Source organism: Mesorhizobium sp. M7A.F.Ca.US.006.01.1.1, assembly GCF_003997935.1.
Classification (GTDB): Bacteria; Pseudomonadota; Alphaproteobacteria; order Rhizobiales; family Rhizobiaceae; genus Mesorhizobium.
In genome coordinates, this window is sequence record NZ_RZQL01000064.1 from 1 (window position 1) to 19,055 (window position 19,055).

A 19,055-nucleotide genomic window follows, 5' to 3' on the forward strand; every position below is an offset into this window, starting at 1 on the left:
ATCTGTCCTCGGCCTGTCACGTCATTCCGGTCGGCACCGCCGATCCGGTTCGTGCCATGCGTGCCGCCGACCGGAATGACGTGACAGTCCGAGTACAGATCGGCATGGATGACGTCACTGAACTGCGCTTCCGAAGCGAGCAGGTTGGTGATGCCCGGGAAAAGGCCGCTGTCCAGCATCGGCCGCGAGGCGGCGCCCGACGCGGTGAGGTCCAGCAACAGCACGCGCAGGCCGGCGTCGGCGACCTCGCGCGCCACCAGGATCGCGGATGCAGCCGCCTCGTCGCCTTCCGGCGAGACGAATATGGCGCGCGCCGCACCGCTGGAGATCAGCTTTTCGGCAGCCTTCTCGATATCGATCTCGCCCAGGGTGGAACGCGCCGGTTCGGGCTCGACAGCCGTCTGCTCAGTCGCCGCCGTAGCGGGCGGCGCCTCGGCCATGGCCGGCATCGCGGCGGCATAGGGCTCCGCATCGGCTTCATCCTCAGGTTCAGGCAGCTCCTGGCGAACGACGGGGGCCTGCGGGATGGCAGGCTCGTGGCGGACAAATGGCTCGGAGACCGGCGTCTGCGCCACATGGGGCATCGCCACCTCATCGATCCGTTCGAAACGGGAACCGCTCGCCGGCCGCATCGCGCGGCCTGAAAACAGCTCCCGCAGAAGCGTCACGATGGCCATGATCAGCAGCGATGCGGCGAAAGCCGCGCCGACGATCGGCCCGACCTTCGGAAAATAGGCCTCGGAGGGAACCGAAGCCTTCGAGGCGATCCGGGCGTCGACCGGCAGATAGTTGCGGTCCTGGCGCGAAGCGGCTTCGCGGTAGTTGGTCAGGTACAGTTCGAGTTGCTGTCGCTTGGCGGTCGCGTCGCGCTGCAGTGCGTCGAGATCGACCTGCTGTTCGCCGGCCTGCGCCGAAGCGGCTTTCAATGTGTTGACGTCGGCGACAAGCTGGTTCTCGCGGGCCTTTGCCGTCTCGGCCTGCATCAACAGGCCTTTCATGATCTTCTGGGCCTCGCTGCGGATCTGTGCGTCGAGATCGGACAGTTGCGATTTCAGCGCGCGAATGCGCGGATGATTGCCAAGCAGTGTCGTCGACAGATCGGCGATGTTGGAGCGCAATTCGACCTGTCGCTCACGCAAGCGCTGGATCAGGTCCGATGACAGAACCTCCGGCACGGCATCCAGCGAACCGCCGTTCTGCAGCGCCCTGCGCACACCGTCGGCGGTCGCTTCGGCCGCGGCGCGGTTGGCGCGCACTTTCGACAGTTCGCTCGACAGTTCCGAAAGCTGCTGGGTGGCCAGCACCGAATTGTTGCCACCCATCAGAAGATCGGACTGGGCGCGGTAGGCGGCGACCTTCGCCTCGGCATCCTTGACCTGCCGCTGCAGGTCGGCGATCTCGGGCGCCAGGAAGTCGGCGGCGGCGCTGTTCGATTCGAGCTTGGCCGCCCCTTGCCCCGCTATATAGGCGGCGGCGATGGCGTCTGGTATGGCGGCCGCGAGCTTGGGATCTTCCGATGAGAACTCGATGGCAATGATGCGGGTCTTCTCGACGCCGTAGACGTTGAGCTTCTCGTGCATTTTCTTGAGCACGCGCTCTTCCGTCGGAATTTCCATCGGGTCGCTTTTCAGGCCGACCAGGACCAGAGCGCGGCTCAACGCCGACATGTCGAGCGCTTCATTGAACTCGGGCAGTTTTTCCAAACCAAGCTTTTGCGAGACCTGCTTGAGGATTTCGTTGGAGGAAATGATCTGGACCTGGGTGGCGACGCCCTGCTCGTCGAGAATAGGCTTGTCGGTGTCGTTGTTGTTGCTGGCCGGCCGCGTGTAGATGGATTCGCGCGGCGCGATCTCCACCTGCGTCTCGGCCTTGTAGTGCCGGGTTGCCAGCGAGGCGAAAGCAAAGGCCAGCCCGGTCGCCAACAGGACGACGAGGACTATACGCAGCCAATTCCTCGCCAGGCTGGCGAAGAGCTGCCTGAGATCGACATCGACATCTGCGGCCGCGGACTGAACGGACATGCATCCCTACTCCGATACTGGGTCAGCACACACCGTAAACAACTATGGTAACTCAGCCGTTAAGATCGCGGTAAGTTTCCGTTAGGGTTTACTGGCGGGTGACAAACAAAACCGCCAAAAATCACAAAAACTCTTGCCGATGCGCCACATGTCGGCCGCTCCCTTTACCGGCCATTAACCCTAACAGGATGATAACGGGCCTCGATCCCTAATGTTTGCTGCGCCGCCGCAGCGGCCCAGTCGAAGGTACTTGTCCGGTCATGAAAAGCACTGCTTCCCTGTTTCGCGCGCTGCTTGCCGTATCGATGCTGGCTGGCTGTTCCAGTTACCGGCCGACACCGGCCGCCTTCCATGAGGTGCTCGATCAGCCCTACCGTCTTGGCGCAGGCGACCGCGTCCGCGTCACCGTGTTCGAACAGGACGGGCTGACCAACACCTACAGCGTCGATCAATCCGGCTATCTCTCCTTCCCGCTTGTCGGCGCCATACCGGCGCGCGGCCACACCGCGCAGCAGATGGAAAAGGAGATCGCCGACAAATTGCGGCAAGGCTATCTGCGCGATCCCGACGTTTCGGTTGAGATCGACCGCTACCGGCCGATCTTCGTCATGGGCGAAGTGGGTGCCGCCGGCCAATACTCCTATGTTCCCGGCCTGACGGTGCAGAAGGCGATCGCCATTGCCGGCGGCTTCACGCCGCGCGCCAACCAGGAAAGCGTCGACATCACCCGCGACATCAACGGCAAGGTGATGACCGGCCGCGTGGTCACCTCCGACCCGCTGCTGCCGGGCGATACGGTCTACGTCCGCGAACGTCTGTTCTGACAGATACCACGTGGCGGACAGGCTCAGGATCGTCCATTGCTTTCGCTCACCCGTCGGAGGAATTTTCCGGCATGTGCGCGATCTGACCGAGGCGCAGGTCGCCGCCGGGCATTCCGTCGGTATCGTCTGCGATTCGACGACGGGCGGCGCGTTCGAGGAACATCTGTTCGAGCAGATGAAGGACATGCTGGCGCTCGGCATCCATCGCACGCCGATGCAGCGTCATGTCGGTCCCGGCGATCTTGCCTCGGCCTGGCGCACTTACAGGATCATCAAGGAATTGCGGCCGGACGTACTGCACGGGCACGGCGCCAAGGGTGGCGCCTATGCCCGTCTGTTCGGCTCATTGTTGCGGGTATCAAGGTCTCGCGTAGCCCGCCTTTATTCGCCGCATGGCGGCTCCCTCCACTATGACGAGAACACGACCACCGGAAAGCTGTTCTTCGCGCTCGAGCGCTTCATGGCTCGCTTCACCGACTATCTGCTGTTTGTCTCGGACTATGAGCGGCGGACCTATCGCCACAAGGTCGGCGAGCCGCCCATTCCCAACACCCTCGTCTATAACGGCCTGCGCGCCACAGAATTCGAGCCGGTGGTCACCGCGCCGGACGCAGCCGATCTGCTTTATATCGGCATGATGCGCGACCTGAAGGGGCCGGACATCTTCATCGACGCATTGGCGCTCGCCGGCCCACGGTTCGGCCGCGCGCTGACCGCCGTGATGGTCGGCGACGGCGACGACCTTCCGCGTTACGACGGGCAAGTGAAACGCCTCGGGCTCGAGCGCCATGTCCGCTTCCTGCCGCCGATGCCGGCCAGGGAGGCCTTTGCCCTTGCCGCGCTTATCATCGTTCCCTCGCGCGCCGAAGCCATGCCCTATATCGTCCTGGAAACGCTTGCCGCGGGAAAGCCAATGATCGCAACCGCGGTCGGCGGCATTCCGGAGATATTCGACACCGGTTCCCCTGCCCTGATCCGACCTGACCCGAGCGAGCTCGCCGACAGGATGAGCCAGGCGCTGGCCGACCCGGCCGCCTATCGCGACCTGATGCCCGATGGCGCCAGCCTCAAGGCACGCTTCGGCGCCGATGTGATGGCCGCCGACATCGAGAAGGCCTATTTCGCCGCGCTCGACAGGTAGGCCCAAGACCAAGCCATTCCAAAGCCATGCGTTGTTTCAAGGGTTTCTTAGCTCTCTTTTGCTATGACCGTGGGGAAGCTTGCGGAAAGCCCTCATGAACGAGATCGACCCCGCGCGCCGCTTTTCAGCAGAGGCGGTGCGTAAATTCGACGGCCCGGCCGATGGCGACACGCCAAGCGGCATGAACGATGTCGCGCGCCAGGTCGCCTCGCAGTACCGGCGCGATACAATGTCGCCGATCATGGTCAGCGGTGTCCTGCGCATGGTCGAATTCGGCTTGCTGTTCCTGTCCGGGCTCACCGTCTATTTCCACTATGTCGGGTTCTTCAACTATCTCGCCTGGCAGTATCCGGTGACGATCGCAGCGGGCTCGTTCCTTGCCGTGGTGCTGCTCGACGTCACCGACTGCTACCAGATCGTCGCCCTGATGCGGCCCATCGCCAATTTCGGCCGCGTGCTGCTCGTCTGGGCCGGCACTTTCGCCCTGATGGCGCTGACGGCATTCGTCATGAAGATGTCGCAGGATTATTCGCGCCTTTTGTTCGGCAGCTGGTTCGTCACCGGCTTCGTTCTCATCTTCGGCCTCAGGCTAGTGATGTCGAAGCTGATCCGGGCCTGGGCGCGCGATGGCCGCATGGAGCGGCGCGCCGTCATCGTCGGCGGCGGCAAGGCGGCGGAAATCCTGATCCGCTCGGTCGAAAAGCAGCCCTACAACGATATCCGCATCTGCGGCATCTTCGACGATCGCGGCGACAAGCGCTCACCGCCCATCGTCGCCGGCTACCCCAAGCTCGGCACCATTTCAGAACTGATCGAATTCGCCCGCATCGCCCGCATCGACATGCTGATCGTATCGCTGCCGCTGACCGCCGAATCGCGCGTTCTGCAGCTGCTGAAGAAGCTATGGGTGCTGCCGGTCGACATCCGGCTTTCGGCGCATTCCAACGCGCTGCAATTTCGCCCGCGCGCCTATTCCTACATCGGCGCGGTGCCGATGCTCGACATCTTCGACAAGCCGATCAACGACTGGGATTCGGTCGCCAAGCGCGCCTTCGACATCGTCTTCAGCCTGATCGGCATCGTCGTGTTCTCGCCGGTGATGCTGGCAACCGCCATTGCCATCAAGCTCGACAGCAAGGGGCCGGTGCTGTTCCATCAGAAGCGGCACGGTTTCAACAACGAGATCATCGAGGTCTACAAGTTCCGTTCGATGTATACGGACAAGGCCGACCCGACCGCCAAGCAGACTGTGACCAAGAACGATCCGCGCGTCACCCGCGTCGGCCGCTTCATCCGCAAGACCTCGATCGACGAGCTGCCGCAGTTCTTCAACTCGCTGCTCGGTTCGCTGTCGCTGGTCGGCCCGCGTCCGCACGCCATCGCCGCGCAGTCGCATAACCTGCTCTACAACGAGGTCGTCGACGGCTATTTCGCCCGCCACAAGGTCAAGCCCGGCGTCACCGGCTGGGCGCAGATCAATGGCTGGCGCGGCGAGATGGACACCAACGAGAAGATCCGCATGCGCACGGAGTATGATCTCTACTATATCGAGAACTGGTCGCTGCTGTTCGATTTGCGGATCCTGTTCCTGACGCCGCTCCGGCTGCTCAATACGGAAAACGCCTATTGAGTGCGATCAGCCATGATCTGCCGCGCGCGGCGGTCAACGCCAAGCTGGTCGCGCTGATTTCCTCAGGTGCGGTCTTCCTCGGCATTCTGCTGTCCGGCTTCGTCATCAGCGAGCCGGCGCCCTATGAGCTCTACATGGCCGGGCTGATCGCCATCTGGGCGCTTTTCGGCTTGCGGATTTCCCGCGCGGCAACGCCATTGCTGGTGCTGCTGGTGACGATGAACATCGGCGGAATGATCTCCATGACGCAGATGGCGGACCTCGCCAACACGCCGCTCTATCTCGCCGTCTCACTGTTTCTCGCCTTCAGCGCGGTGTTCTTCGCATCGATCACCGCCGTACAGCCGAACCTCTACCGATTGATCTTCATTGCCTATGTGGTTTCGGCCATAGCCACCTCGCTGCTTGGCATTGCGGGCTATTTCCATGCCTTTCCGGGCGCGGAGATGTTCACCAAATACGACCGTGCCGCCGGCGCCTTCCAGGACCCGAACGTGTTCGGCCCATTCCTGGTGCTGCCCGGCATCTATCTGCTCTATCTGCTTTTGACCGGACCGGTGACACGCATGCCGCTGCTGGCGGTGCCGCTGCTGATCATCACCGCCGGCATCTTCTTCTCATTCTCACGCGGCGCCTGGGGCATGTTCGCCGTTTCGGCAGTCCTGCTCACCGGCTGCCTGTTCCTGCAGAGCGCCAGCGGCAAGTTCCGGCTGCGCGTAGTGGTGATGACGATGGCCGCGCTGGCATTGCTGGTCGTCGCCATGATCGTCATCCTGCAGCTGCCCGGCGTGTCGGAGATGTTCTCCAACCGTGCCCATCTCGAACAGAGCTACGACACCGCCCGCCTCGGCCGCTTCGCCCGCTACGGCATCGGCTTCCAGATGGCGATGGAGCATCCGTTCGGCATCGGCCCGCTGGTCTTCGGCACGATCTTCGGCGAGGACACGCACGATATCTGGCTGAAGATGCTGATGGATTATGGCTGGCTCGGCTTCGTGTCGTTCCTCGCGCTCGTTCTATGGACGATAGCCGCCGGCTTCCGCATCCTGCTGCGCGACCGGCCGTGGCAGCCCTATCTGTTGTGCGCCTATGTCGCCTTCATCGGCAATATCGGGCTCGGCACCTTCATCGACATCGACCACTGGCGCCACGTCTACCTGCTGCTCGGCCTGATCTGGGGCGCCATCGCGCTGGAATACCGCCATCAGCGCCTGTTGCGGCCTGCCTTGCAGCGCTCATCCGCACCCGCATAAAAGTCGCGGGAGTGAAAGGGCTCACGCTGGCCTTCGGTGGAGATCCGGCCCGCCCTACATCACGACGAAAACAGCTTCGAGAGCTTCCCGAAATGGAATTGCTACCCGAATACGAAGTTTCTGATGGATTTCCTGACTAGGCGCTCTACATACCGTTTACTCGGCTTCATTTGCGTTTTGAAGCGTCAGGCCAGTGTAGATCCAGTGCTCGACGGACGGTTGGTCCATGGCAAAATATGCGGTTGTGGCAAAAACATCACATACTTTCGTTGCGTTCCCGGCTATTGTTGTGCCCGAGGGAATTACTTGGGCTTGGAGAAATACGTGAATAGATTCTTAGCAATTCTCGCGGTTTCCGCCCTGTCGGCAAGCACCGCGTCAGCAGCAGACATGTTGGCCCCGGTTGCAGGGTCGGCCTATGACTGGAGTGGTTTCTATGTCGGCGGCCATATCGGTGCCGCCAATGGCGACATCACTGCGACGGACATGACCGAGCCCCTCGGTGGGTTTTTCACCGACGCCGTTCCAGCTGGAACGGAGGGCTTTGACTTCAATAAGACCGGCATCGCCGGCGGTATCCACGCGGGCGCACAATGGCAGTGGGGCCAATGGGTTCTGGGCGGCGAGGCGACCTGGACGGCAACGGGCATCCGCAAGACCATCACCAGCCCATACTTCCCCGACAGCGACACCGAGACCGCCAAAATCTCGAATTATGCCACGGTCGTCGGCCGCGTCGGCTACGCCTTCGATCGCGTACTGATCTACGCCAAGGCTGGTTATGCAGGCGGCAAGGTGGATTTCCGCGCCCGAGACAACGACGCCCTCGTGACCTACGAAAAGAACGAATGGCAGAACGGCTATGCGCTCGGCGCCGGCATCGACTATGCCCTTACGAACAACCTCTCGCTTGGCGTGGACTACACCCACATCGACCTCGGCCATAAGACGAGCACGGGCAACAACGTGTTCGATGACGGAAGTCTCGGTGCTAATCCTGAGACGTATCGCACAGAGGCAAAGGTCGATGCCGTGATGGCCCGGCTAACGTACAAGTTTGGAATGGGTCAGTAGTCCATCGACATCATTTTCGCGGATCAGATCTAGCGTCAGGGGAGCTCGTCAGCGCTCCCCTTTTCCTCGTAGCCTACATTTTCCTTCGAACATTCTAGCGATTGAACGAAGTCTTGGACTTCTTTGGGCAATTGCAGCCCTAGAGGGGTGCAGGCTATGCCCTTCTAGAGCAAGACAAAGCACGTAGTGTGTCCGGCCTCGGTGACCGGAACCTAAGCAGCACTTGCGGCATGATTTGTCGGTGTGACTTTCGGTCACCAAAGGCACACCGGGACACCGTCTGTTCCCATTTCACCAATTTCAGCGAATTCGCCTCTTGCTTCTGAACCCTTGAGAATATAGGGCTTTCCGCGGTCCGGAGTGTAGCGCAGCCCGGTAGCGCACTTGACTGGGGGTCAAGGGGTCGTCGGTTCGAATCCGGCCACTCCGACCAAATTTGAAAGCAGGACTTGCCCCCGAAGTCCGCCTCTCCAGATGCTCCGGTCAGCCCGGCCAAATCTCGGATCGGGGCAACCATGTGCTCTGCCGCTTGAACTCCGGCTTGGGCTATCCCTGGCACACATCAACCCATTCAGCGCCGGTGAGATCGACTATGCGCTGCGGCGCAACCCGCACCGCCGCATTGGTGGCGCCTGCAGCTGGCACCACCTCTTCAAACTCGCGCAGCGATACGTCGCAATAGACCGGCAGCGGCGCCGGCAGACCGAACGGGCAGACGCCGCCGACCGGGTGGCTCGTCGCTTCGACAACCTCGGCGGCGTCGAGCATGCGCGGCTTGCCGCCGAAGTGGTCCTTGAACTTGCGGTTGTCCAGCTTGGCGATGCCGCTGGTCACCACCAGCATGGTGCGGTCGCCGACGCGCAGGCAGATCGTCTTGGCGATCTGGGCCGGCAACACGCCATGCGCCTCGGCCGCCAGGGTCACCGTTGCCGAGCTCGCTTCCGTGACGATGACGTCGATGTCAGGCGCGTGGGTGGCGAAGAAGGCACGAACGGATTCCAGGCTCATGTCGAAAACCCATGGTTCAAAAACTTGAAGGCACATTGCTGTCCAGCAGCCGAGGCCGCCGCGCGTATAAGCACGTGCGGCATACAAATCGGCAAGCCCCGGGCTGAAGCAGACGCCGCGGCAGGTACAAAGAAACCCGCCAAGAGGGGCCTTGGCGGGTTCTCTGGAACGCCTGGTGCGGATCTACGCCAGCGATCGACCTTGCGCCGCCGGCGTCGGCGTAGTCGGGGTGATCAGTGCCTCCTGGGGAAGGTGAAGCGCGGACACAATACGACGCAGCTTCGACGGATCGGTCACTCTGCCGTTTTCGATATCCTCAATCTCGTCCACCGCCAGGCCGCATGTCAGGGAGAGCTCTTCCACGCTGTAACCGCGGGTCTCCCGCATCGCTCTGAGGGTGTTGTAATCTGGCCCGCTCCCGTTGGTTGCCGGTTCGGAGTGGGGTTCGCTTTTCGCATTATGGGGCATTGGCAACTCCATGACTGAAAGAGTTTGATCAAATGAGGAGTGTTGCCTGAGACGGTCGGGAAGATGCCCTCTCGCCGGCGATTTGCCAAGAGCCAAAAGGGCCGTCACGGGATCGTGAACCGGGTGCCTAGCGCGGCCTCTCGCGCACACGTCGCGATCAAGTTGTTTTGAAGGTCCGACCAGCCTTTTGCCGGCAGTTTCGCCGCTCCCATTCGTTATCTCCGGGTCGCTGGCGTGAAACCATCCGGTTCCAGCCGGCTCGTTCCCGGAAGGATTTTTTGCAATGAACTTGAAGACAGTCATGGTCGTGCTCGGCACGATTTCCAGCCTTTCCGTCGCCGGCGCGGGCGCCGCCCAAGCCGCAGACGCGCTGCGTGTGCGCGGCACGGTGGTCAGTTTCGAGCCCACGCTGCTCACCGTGAAAACCCGCCAGGGCGATACCGACGCGATCAAGCTTAAGGCTGGCTGGAAGATCTCGGGCGTCGCCAACGCCTCGGCAAAGGACATCAAGCAGGGCGATTTCCTCGGCATTGCCTCCGTTTCGAAAGCCGATGGCGGCAGCGGCGCCCTGGAGGTGGTGGTCTTTCCGGCGGCGCTGAAAGGCACTGGCGAGGGTGACCGTCCCTGGGACCTGCAGCCAAACAGCCGGATGACCAACGGCACCGTTGCCGACGTTACCGACATAAGCGGGCGATCCGTCACGCTGACCTATGACAATGGCCAGACCAAGAAGATCTCGATCCCCGACACCACGCCCGTCGTGACCTTCGCGCCGGCGACGCCGACCGACCTCAAGCCGGGTGCGACGGTCTTTGTCACCGCAGAGCGGGGCAGTGACGGCGCGCTGAGCGCCAGCCGCGTCGTGGTCGGAACCAACGGCGTCGTGCCGCCGATGTAGTCGAACAGGCGGCCAATGGCCGCCTCTCGATCTTGCCGTGCATGGTGGCGGGAGGCTGGATTGGGGCAGAAACAGTCCAGAAACAAAATTCTACAATCGGGAAATACTGACGAAAAAATTCAGGCGCGTAATTCCATTCGCGGCGGCCGGGCTATCGCCCCGATCCATATGCGCCCGCGAAACAAAAGGAAACGATCCATGAAGAAGTCCCTCCTCTCGGCCCTCGGGCTTGCAGTTGCATTGGCTTTCACGGTGCCCGTCATCGGTGCGACGAGTGCGGATGCCGCCCCGATGGCCAAGCATCATCGTCACCACCACCACCATCATCGCCACCATGTCCGCCACCACCACCATCACCGCCACCACCACCATGTGATCGGAAACAAGGCCTAAGTACCGCAGACTGCCACCGAGAAGACCGGCCTTGGCTTCTTGTCCAAGGCCGGCTCCTCCGCCCCTCGAGGCTCGATCGCGGACTGGATCGATGGCGGCTCGACCAATCCGCATTCCTGCGCCGGCCGCACAGAGGTGCGGGGCGCCTCTATGCCGACGCGCTCCTCGCCAGATGCCGGAGCGACAACAGACATAGCCGACCGCAATGAAAATGACGGATCGCCCTGAGGCGAGCCGTCACTTCTTCTTGCTCTTATCCCTGGGATTTTAGAATTCAGCGCCGGCTGAACAGCAGACTGGCGACAAGACCGAGCACCACAAGGCCCACTGCGGCGGCAGCCGCCGGATGGTCGCGGGCCGACCTCTCGATCACCCTGCCCTGTTTGCGGATTGCCGGCATGGCATCGCGCAGGCGGCCGGCAAGGTCGGAATAGGTGTCGAGCGCAGCATCGCGACCGTCCTCATAGTAGGCGCCGCCTCGCTTCGCCACAGCCCTCTTCAAGCTGGCCAGTTCCTTGCTGAGAACCGCGACCTGCCTGTCGAGATCAATGTCGGAGAGGGTCGAAAATGATGCCATGATGTGTTTCCTTCACTTCCAGAAGGAAACGTAACGCCTCACCGGAAGACGGGTTCCGGTTTCCGAACTATCGATGTCGCGTCAGGCTGCTTTATCTCTTTGTTTTTACGCAATTCCCGAGGGAAAGCGCTATGCGCTTTTCCCGGGAAAACCGCTTCACACTTTTCCTGGAATTGCTCTAGCGCACCTGGTCAAGCAGGCGCTTGCATTCCAGGAGGTCGAACAGCGCCTCCTGCAGCAAGGCCCGATTGTCGCGTGAGAGTTTCGATGCATCCGGCTGCACCGGACCCTCCTCGTCGCTCTTGCCCAGGCCGAAAAAGCGGCGGCTGGGTTTGACGCGGGGCTGGCCAACCAGTTCGTCGTCCATTCCGCGCGGCTGAGCCGCCGGCGTCAGCGGCACCTGGTCAGCCTGCCTTCGCTGCGAGATCGCCTCGACGGCGGCCATGTCGCCATTGCCGATGGCAACCAGGAAATGGTTGCCGTTCTCGCGCAACAGCTTCTGCACGCCCTTGATGGTGTAGCCTTGGTCGTAGAGCATGTGGCGGATGCCCTTGATCAGCTCGACATCCTGCGGCCGGTAGTAACGACGGCCGCCGCCGCGCTTCATCGGCTTGATCTGGTTGAAACGCGTTTCCCAGAAGCGCAGCACATGCTGCGGCAGATCGAGATCTTCGGCGACCTCGCTGATGGTACGAAAGGCGTCTGGGCTCTTGTCCATGGGCGAATCCTCACGCTGGACGATGATCCGGCCTACCTGCCGAATCGGGGCTTATTTCAGCGGTTTATGAAGCAATATTCAAGCCCGGCGTCATGGTGGCGGCGGTTTTCAACCGCGCAGTAGGACTACTTGCCGCTTTTGGCCTTGCCGCTCTGATGGGAGCGCAAGATACGGCTCTTCAGCACGTTCGACGACTTGAAGGTCATCACCCGACGCGGCAGGATCGGCACTTCCTCGCCGGTCTTGGGATTGCGGCCGATGCGTTCGTTCTTGGAGCGGACGTGGAATGTCGCGAAGGACGACAGCTTCACCGTTTCGCCGCGCACGATGGCTTCGCAGATTTCATCCAGCACCGCTTCGACGAGCTCGGCCGATTCAGTGCGCGACAGACCGACCTTCCGGTAAACTGCCTCGGCAAGGTCGGCGCGCGTAAGTGTCTTTCCCCCCATGCGACCGTCCCATCAGCTCAAAACATAAAATTCGGCACAACAACGGCAGAGCCTAAGTAATTGATCCGTCAAGGTCAAGGACCGAAACCGGACCGTTCGGCACTTACCAGCGAACCAGGACGGCGCCCCAGGTGAAGCCGCCACCCATCGCTTCCAGGAGGACGAGATCGCCCTTCTTGATGCGGCCGTCGGCAACGGCCACCGACAGCGCCAACGGCACGGAAGCAGCCGAGGTGTTACCGTGCAAATCGACCGTAACCACCACCTTTTGCTCAGCTATCCCGAGCTTCTTGGCGGAAGCGTCAATAATTCGTTTATTGGCCTGGTGGGGCACGAACCAGTCGAGATCATCGGCAGTGATGCCGGCTTGCGCGAACGTCGCCTCGATGACGTCGGTGATCATGCCGACCGCATGCTTGAAGACTTCACGGCCCTCCATCCGGAGGTGGCCGACCGTACCCGTGGTCGACGGCCCGCCATCGACGAAAAGCTTGTCCTTGTGCGTGCCGTCGGAGCGCAGGCTGGCCGCCAGGACGCCATGGTCGGCGATCATGCCCACGCCCTCGCCTGCTTCCAGAATCATGGCACCGGCGCCGTCGCCGAACAGCACACAGGTCGAGCGGTCGCTCCAGTCGAGGATGCGCGAGAATGTTTCCGAACCGATCACCAGGACACGCTTGGCCAGGCCGCCGCGGATATAGAGATCGGCGGTGGTCACGGCATAGACGAAGCCTGAGCAGACCGCCTGCATGTCGAAGGCAAAGCCGTGATGCATGCCGAGCCGATTCTGGATCTCCACGGCAGTGGCCGGAAATGTGTTGTTGGGTGTCGAAGTCGCCAGCACGATCAGATCGATGTCGGCGGGCGTGAGGCCCGCATTGACAAGTGCGGCACGTGCCGCCGCTTCCCCCAGCGACGCCGTCGTCTCGTCATCCGCAGCGATATGGCGCTGGCGAATACCGGTGCGCTGGGCGATCCACTCGTCGGAGGTTTCGACCATGCCTTCGAAATCGGCATTCTTCATGATTCGGCGGGGCAGCGCGGCGCCCGTGCCGCGCACGACTGATCTGATCAAAGCTCTTTCCTATTCCTTTGCGTCGCTAACGACGTCGGATTTCCTGTTTGCCTGGGCATGCGGATTGCGCGCATGGAACAGATCGAGGTCGGCCTCGATACGGTCAAGCAAATTGTTGCGCACCATGTCGTAGCCAAGCTCGATCGCCGCGGCGAAACCGTCGGAATCGGCGCCGCCATGACTTTTCACCACGATGCCGTTCAGCCCCAGGAAGACGCCGCCATTGGAGCGGCCGGGATCCAGCTTCTCGCGCAAGCGATCAAAGGCGCCCTTGGCAAAGAGATAGCCGATCCTGGCCATCAACGTCCGGCTCATTGCCGCGCGCAGATAGCCGCCGACCTGCCTTACCGTACCTTCGGCCGTCTTCAGCGCGATATTGCCGGCAAAGCCTTCGGTAACAACCACATCGACCGTACCCTTGCCAATGTCGTCGCCCTCGACAAAACCATGATAGTTCATCGAGGCCATATTGGCTTCGCGCAGCATGCGCCCGGCCTCCTTGACCTCTTCCTGGCCCTTGATCTCCTCAACCCCGACATTGAGCAGACCGACGCTGGGCCGGGTGATGCCGAAGACCGAGCGCGCCATGCCGGTGCCGAGAATGGCAAAATCGATCAACTGGTGCGCATCGGCGCCGATGGTGGCGCCGACGTCCAGCACCACGCTCTCGCCGCGCAATGTCGGCCAAAGGGCTGCGATCGCCGGGCGCTCGATGGTGGCCATGGTGCGCAGGCAGAATTTCGACATCGCCATCAGCGCGCCGGTGTTGCCGGCCGAAATGCAGGCGTCCGCCGTGCCGGCCTTGACCGCTTCGACGGCCTTCCACATCGACGACTTCCAGCGGCCGTGGCGCAGCGCCTGGCTCGGCTTGTCGTCCATCCTGACGGCTATTTCGCAATGGAAGAACTCGCTGACCTCGGCGAGCTTCGGAAACTTGGCGAGTTCCGGGCGCACGACCTCCTCACGCCCGAAGATGACGAAGCGGATGTCGGGACGACGGGTCGCGACCGTCATGAGCGCTGGAATGACCACGGCTGGTCCGTGATCGCCGCCCATGGCATCGATGGAAATCCTGATCACGCGGTATTTATCTCACGGTTAGGCGGCAGGTCGCTTTAGCGACCGCGAAGGTTCGGCGAAAATAACGGTTTTGGGCTGCCGCACAACCGACTTTTCCGTCGCGGGCGAGCTTTTCAGGATTTTCCCAGCAAGGATCGCAGTTTTTGCTGAAATTCATTCTCCGCCGGTTCGTTCTCGCTGCCGGCGTTGAGCGATGCGCCCTGCTTGCGCGGATAGGGGTCGATGGCGAGCCCGAAATACTGCTCGGCGATTGCCCCGACATCGATCGTGTCACCGGAAAATGTCTCTGGACTGTCAGGGCCTTCCGCGTCGAGCAGGATCTCGCCGCCACCATCGAAACCTTGCCGTCCAAACTTGGAATCCTCGGGCAGCAACAGCGCTTCGACCGGTTCGTCGATATGCGCTTCGACAGGCTCGAGCGTGACGATGCAGGCCTGGGTGATGTCGGCGTCGACGCGACCGCTTATCTTCACGCCATTGCGCTTCCACGACGCGACCAGAAGCTCGGCGCGATAGGATTCGACCGAAATCAGCCCGTGCTCCTCGGCCAGTGCCGCACGCTGTGCGGCATCGGCCTCGATCACCAGCGGCAAGCCCTTCTGCGGCAGGCGCGTGACGTTTGCACGGAAGGAGACTGGGCTTTGCGGGTCAACATGCTTCATTGTTCAACCTCCTTGGCGGCGGGAAAGGTCAGCGTGCCGGAGACAATCGATTCGGATGTCTGCGCGGCCAGATGACTGCGCGCGTCGGTAACATAATTGGCCAGCAGCGATGCTTCCAGCCAGGCGCCCGCATCGGGCCGGACATTGCGGGCAAGAGCCGCGGTCAGCCCTTCATGGTCGTTTCTTTCCAGGGCATCGTCATAGGCAGCGGTTCGGCCATAAAACATCTTTGCCAGCTTTTTCATGCGTTTGGGCACGCCAACGTCGCCAATGCCCAATTCCCGCAACGAATGGTCGACGTCGAGGAAGAACTCGTCGATCAGCACCTGGGCGACCTCTTGCGCCGCACCGCCCTCACCGCGCAACCTGTGCTGGAACAGGAACATGTGCAGCGACAGCATCTCGAAACGGCCAAGCGGCGTGTCTGGCACATTCCAGTGGGAATAAAACACAGTCTGCCGCGCCGCCGCCACGATTTGTGCGTAAAGCGCCTCGGTGATAGCGCGGTTGGCGTAGCGTTCGCGGCCAAAAAAGCGCTGGAACATTGGGGATGGTCTCCTGGGGACCGTTTGTTGAAGTGGGCTTGTTGCATCGGCAAGCAAGCTGGTTTACCGGTTTCGCGGCCCAGCGCAAGTTGCGGCCAGCTAATGGAGTTGTTGTTGCGCGCGCTGAATTTCAAGTCGACCTTCTCGTCCAGGCCCGCCGGCGCGATCTCGCTGCTGATGATCGTTTCGGCACTGTCCGCCTGCCACACCTCCAAGATGATCGGCGACCTCAGCCCGAGTGAGACGCTGACGCAAGGTTACGTCATAGACCAGCAGGCAATCGACCTGGTGCCGGTCGGTTCGAGCCGCGAGCAGGTGCTTCTGGCGCTCGGCACGCCGTCGACGACCGCGACCTTCGACAACGAGGCCTTCTATTACATTTCGCAGACGCGCAAGCGCTACGTCGCCTTCGACAAGCCACGGCTCATTGACCAGCATGTGCTGGCGGTCTATTTCGGCGCCGATGGCCGCGTCACCCAGATCGCCAATTACGGGATGAAGGACGGCAAGATGTTCGACTTCATCTCGCGCACCACACCGACCGGCGGCAAGGACCAGAACTTCCTCAGCCAGATCATCAACGGTGCCAGCAAGCTGGCACCCAGCATTCCGGGCGGCGGCGTCTAATTCCTTTCGGCTTCCATTCCGGAAGCCTCGTCATCTCAGGCGACCAAAAACCCGCGGGAGCGATCCTGCGGGTTTTTGTTGTGGCCACGCTCAGGACAAGGTCCCGGTATGTTTGCCGGCGGTGCTTAAGCCGTCGAAACCCAAGCCGGGTAGATGAGATGCCGGCGCATTTACCGCATACAGGGCGGAGATCGGCTTGTTGACGCATCGACATGGCATTGCTCAACAAAAAACCCGCGGGATCGCTCCCGCGGGTTTTTCGGGCTGAAGCCTTGATCAGCCGTGCGCGAGCACGGCCAGCAGCAAGAGTGCCACGATGTTGGTGATCTTGATCGCCGGGTTGACGGCCGGGCCAGCGGTGTCCTTGTAGGGATCGCCGACCGTGTCGCCGGTCACCGAAGCCTTGTGCGCCTCGGAACCCTTGAGATGCTTGACGCCGTCCTTGTCGACAAAGCCATCTTCGAAGGACTTCTTGGCGTTGTCCCAGGCGCCGCCGCCCGAGGTCATCGAGATGGCGACGAAAAGGCCATTGACGATGACGCCGAGCAGCGAGGCACCCAGGGCGGCAAAAGCGGATGCCTTCGAGCCCGAGATCAGCAGCACGCCGAAATAGACGACGAGCGGCGCCAGTACCGGCAGCAGCGACGGGATGATCATTTCCCTGATTGCCGCCTTGGTCAGAAGGTCGACCGCGCGGGCGTAGTTCGGCTTCGAGGTGCCGGCCATGATGCCCGGATCCTCGCGGAACTGCTTGCGCACCTCCTCGACGATGGCGCCCGCCGCACGGCCGACGGCCGTCATGGCGATGCCGCCGAACAGATACGGGATCAGACCGCCGAAGATCAGGCCGGCGACGACGTATGGGTTGGAGAGATCGAAGGAGATCTCGCCCATGCCCTGGAAGTAGGGATATTTGTCGCCATTGGCGGCAAAGAACTTCAGGTCGTTAGAGTAGGCGGCAAACAGCACCAATGCGCCGAGACCGGCGGAGCCGATGGCGTAGCCCTTGGTCACCGCCTTGGTGGTGTTGCCGACCGCGTCGAGCGCGTCGGTGGACTGGCGCACTTCCTTGGGCAGGCCGGCCATTTCGGCAATGCCGCCGGCATTGTCGGTGACCGGGCCGAAGGCGTCGAGCGCAACGATCATGCCGGCAAGACCGAGCATCGTCGTGACCGCGATCGCCGTACCGAAGAGGCCGGCGAGCTGATAGGTCGAGATGATGCCGCCGACGATGACGATCGCCGGCAGCGCCGTCGATTCCAGCGAGACCGCAAGGCCCTGGATGACGTTGGTGCCGTGACCGGTGACCGACGCCTGAGCGATGGAGTTGACCGGGCGCTTGTTGGTGCCGGTGTAGTACTCGGTGATCACGACGATGAGACCGGTCACCACGAGGCCGACGAGGCCGCAGATGAACAGGTTCTTGCCGGTGATGACCATGCCGGCAACGGTGCCGATCTCACCCCAGCCGAGGGTGACCGAGGTGGCGACGCCAAGGCCTACGATGGACAGCAGGCCGGTGACGATCAGGCCCTTGTAGAGTGCGCCCATGATCGAGCCGTTGGAACCGAGCTTGACGAAGAAGGTGCCGACGATCGAGGTCAGGATGCAGGCGCCGCAGATAGCGAGCGGATAAAGCATGGCCGCACCCAGAACGGCGGTACCGCCAAAGAAGATGGCAGCCAGAACCATGGTGGCGACGACGGTCACCGCATAGGTTTCGAACAGGTCGGCGGCCATGCCGGCGCAGTCGCCGACATTGTCGCCGACATTGTCGGCGATGGTGGCCGGGTTGCGCGGATCGTCTTCGGGAATACCGGCTTCGACCTTGCCGACGAGATCGCCGCCGACGTCGGCGCCTTTGGTGAAGATGCCGCCGCCGAGGCGGGCGAAGATCGAGATCAGCGATGCGCCGAAGCCGAGCGAGACCAGCGAGTCGATGACGATGCGGTCATTGGGCTGGAGGCCCATGAAGTGGGTCAGGATGAGGTAGTAGATCGACACGCCGAGCAAGGCGAGGCCAGCAACCAGCATGCCAGTGATGGCGCCCGATTTGAACGCGATATCGAGGCCGGCAGCGAGGCTGTTCGATGCGGCCTGCGCCGTGCGAACGTTGGCGCGAACGGAGACATGCATGCCGATGAAGCCGGCGGCGCCCGAAAGCACCGCTCCGATCAGGAAGCCGATCGCGGCGGTGATGGACAGCAACCACCAGGCGAGCACGAGGACGACGACGCCAACGATGGCGATGGTGGTGTACTGACGCGCCAAATAGGCTTGTGCGCCCTCGCGGATAGCCGCGGAGATTTCCTGCATGCGTGCATTGCCCTGATCGGCCGCAAGGACCGAACGTGTCGCCCAGATGGCGTAAAGGATTGAAAGCAGGCCGCAGGCGATGACGGCGGAAATAATTGTCATTGCCGGATTTTCCTCGATTGATGGCCCAAAAGAACCCCTCCCTGGGCCGTTGAGACAAAGACCGGATTCCGAGCACGGAATCCGCCTCTTCGCAGCGGTGTATGCGAAACAGGGCTGCGAACGTCAAGATATTGTTCGGTTTTTGCCCGGCTTTCGCCCAAATGGTTTGGGCCAGGCGACGACTGCCGTCAGCA

The 19,055-nt window shown here is 62.0% G+C and carries 18 protein-coding genes and 1 tRNA gene; 8 read left to right on the plus strand and 11 right to left on the minus strand.

Annotated elements, in window-relative coordinates; translation table 11 throughout:
* Window positions 1-2,021, minus strand: a 2,021-nt coding sequence (locus tag EN943_RS13500; protein WP_245475842.1) for a Wzz/FepE/Etk N-terminal domain-containing protein, incomplete at its 3' end; no start/stop codon positions are given.
* Window positions 2,022-2,281: 260 nt separating this feature from the next.
* On the opposite strand from EN943_RS13500, the gene EN943_RS13505 reads away from it, so the two are divergent.
* The 6 genes from EN943_RS13505 to EN943_RS13530 all read left to right on the plus strand — a co-directional run bounded on the left by EN943_RS13505 (window position 2,282) and on the right by EN943_RS13530 (window position 8,376).
* On the plus strand, window positions 2,282-2,845 hold the full coding sequence (locus EN943_RS13505) for a polysaccharide biosynthesis/export family protein (protein ID WP_013532220.1): 564 nt from the start codon (window positions 2,282-2,284) through the stop codon (window positions 2,843-2,845).
* Window positions 2,846-2,855: 10 nt separating this feature from the next.
* Window positions 2,856-3,986: a glycosyltransferase family 4 protein gene (locus EN943_RS13510; protein ID WP_127412975.1), complete on the plus strand. Its 1,131-nt coding sequence runs from the start codon at window positions 2,856-2,858 to the stop codon at window positions 3,984-3,986.
* Between the two features lie 94 nt (window positions 3,987-4,080).
* Window positions 4,081-5,616 carry an undecaprenyl-phosphate glucose phosphotransferase gene (locus EN943_RS13515; protein ID WP_127412976.1) on the plus strand — a complete coding sequence of 512 codons (1,536 nt, stop codon included), beginning with the start codon at window positions 4,081-4,083 and terminating at the stop codon, window positions 5,614-5,616.
* Window positions 5,613-6,869, plus strand: coding sequence for an O-antigen ligase family protein (locus tag EN943_RS13520; RefSeq protein ID WP_127412977.1), 1,257 nt, complete (start codon window positions 5,613-5,615; stop codon window positions 6,867-6,869). The genes EN943_RS13515 and EN943_RS13520 overlap by 4 nt, the downstream gene beginning before the upstream one ends.
* A 324-nt stretch (window positions 6,870-7,193) precedes the next feature.
* Window positions 7,194-7,943 (plus strand): outer membrane beta-barrel protein, encoded by a 750-nt coding sequence (locus EN943_RS13525; RefSeq protein WP_245475843.1) that lies wholly within the window; start codon window positions 7,194-7,196, stop codon window positions 7,941-7,943.
* Window positions 7,944-8,299: 356 nt separating this feature from the next.
* A tRNA-Pro gene (locus tag EN943_RS13530) sits at window positions 8,300-8,376 on the plus strand.
* Window positions 8,377-8,489: 113 nt separating this feature from the next.
* Here the strand turns inward: EN943_RS13530 and EN943_RS13535 are convergent.
* The gene (locus EN943_RS13535; protein ID WP_127412979.1) at window positions 8,490-8,951 is read right to left on the minus strand and encodes a YbaK/EbsC family protein; all 462 of its coding nucleotides are present in this window, start codon (window positions 8,949-8,951) and stop codon (window positions 8,490-8,492) included.
* Window positions 8,952-9,134: 183 nt separating this feature from the next.
* Window positions 9,135-9,722 (minus strand): helix-turn-helix transcriptional regulator, encoded by a 588-nt coding sequence (locus tag EN943_RS38325; protein ID WP_245475845.1) that lies wholly within the window; start codon window positions 9,720-9,722, stop codon window positions 9,135-9,137.
* Here EN943_RS38325 and EN943_RS13545 point away from each other — a divergent pair.
* Window positions 9,703-10,317, plus strand: coding sequence for a hypothetical protein (locus EN943_RS13545; RefSeq protein ID WP_127272079.1), 615 nt, complete (start codon window positions 9,703-9,705; stop codon window positions 10,315-10,317). The genes EN943_RS38325 and EN943_RS13545 overlap by 20 nt on opposite strands.
* Before the next feature lie 667 nt (window positions 10,318-10,984).
* On the opposite strand, the gene EN943_RS13555 is transcribed toward EN943_RS13545, so the two are convergent.
* The 7 genes from EN943_RS13555 to EN943_RS13590 all read right to left on the minus strand — a co-directional run bounded on the left by EN943_RS13555 (window position 10,985) and on the right by EN943_RS13590 (window position 15,816).
* The gene (locus EN943_RS13555) at window positions 10,985-11,287 is read right to left on the minus strand and encodes a hypothetical protein (protein ID WP_023810245.1); all 303 of its coding nucleotides are present in this window, start codon (window positions 11,285-11,287) and stop codon (window positions 10,985-10,987) included.
* 178 nt (window positions 11,288-11,465) lie between these two features.
* Window positions 11,466-12,005 carry a MerR family transcriptional regulator gene (locus EN943_RS13565; protein WP_127412982.1) on the minus strand — a complete coding sequence of 180 codons (540 nt, stop codon included), beginning with the start codon at window positions 12,003-12,005 and terminating at the stop codon, window positions 11,466-11,468.
* Window positions 12,006-12,130: 125 nt separating this feature from the next.
* Window positions 12,131-12,454: an integration host factor subunit alpha gene (locus EN943_RS13570; protein WP_013532231.1), complete on the minus strand. Its 324-nt coding sequence runs from the start codon at window positions 12,452-12,454 to the stop codon at window positions 12,131-12,133.
* Between the two features lie 103 nt (window positions 12,455-12,557).
* Complete coding sequence (locus EN943_RS13575; protein ID WP_127412983.1) at window positions 12,558-13,529, minus strand: beta-ketoacyl-ACP synthase III; 972 nt, start codon at window positions 13,527-13,529, stop codon at window positions 12,558-12,560.
* Between the two features lie 9 nt (window positions 13,530-13,538).
* On the minus strand, window positions 13,539-14,609 hold the full coding sequence (plsX, locus tag EN943_RS13580; RefSeq protein WP_127412984.1) for a phosphate acyltransferase PlsX: 1,071 nt from the start codon (window positions 14,607-14,609) through the stop codon (window positions 13,539-13,541).
* Between the two features lie 113 nt (window positions 14,610-14,722).
* Complete coding sequence (locus EN943_RS13585; protein WP_127412985.1) at window positions 14,723-15,271, minus strand: DUF177 domain-containing protein; 549 nt, start codon at window positions 15,269-15,271, stop codon at window positions 14,723-14,725.
* Window positions 15,268-15,816 (minus strand): ubiquinol-cytochrome C chaperone family protein, encoded by a 549-nt coding sequence (locus EN943_RS13590; RefSeq protein WP_127412986.1) that lies wholly within the window; start codon window positions 15,814-15,816, stop codon window positions 15,268-15,270. Before EN943_RS13590 ends, EN943_RS13585 begins: the two co-directional genes overlap by 4 nt.
* A gap of 114 nt (window positions 15,817-15,930) precedes the next feature.
* Between EN943_RS13590 and EN943_RS13595 the strand changes: the two genes are divergently transcribed.
* Window positions 15,931-16,443 carry an outer membrane protein assembly factor BamE gene (locus EN943_RS13595; RefSeq protein ID WP_023810238.1) on the plus strand — a complete coding sequence of 171 codons (513 nt, stop codon included), beginning with the start codon at window positions 15,931-15,933 and terminating at the stop codon, window positions 16,441-16,443.
* 276 nt (window positions 16,444-16,719) lie between these two features.
* Here EN943_RS13595 and EN943_RS13600 read toward each other — a convergent pair whose 3' ends face one another.
* Window positions 16,720-18,861: a sodium-translocating pyrophosphatase gene (locus tag EN943_RS13600; RefSeq protein WP_127412987.1), complete on the minus strand. Its 2,142-nt coding sequence runs from the start codon at window positions 18,859-18,861 to the stop codon at window positions 16,720-16,722.
* Window positions 18,862-19,055 lie beyond the last annotated feature (194 nt).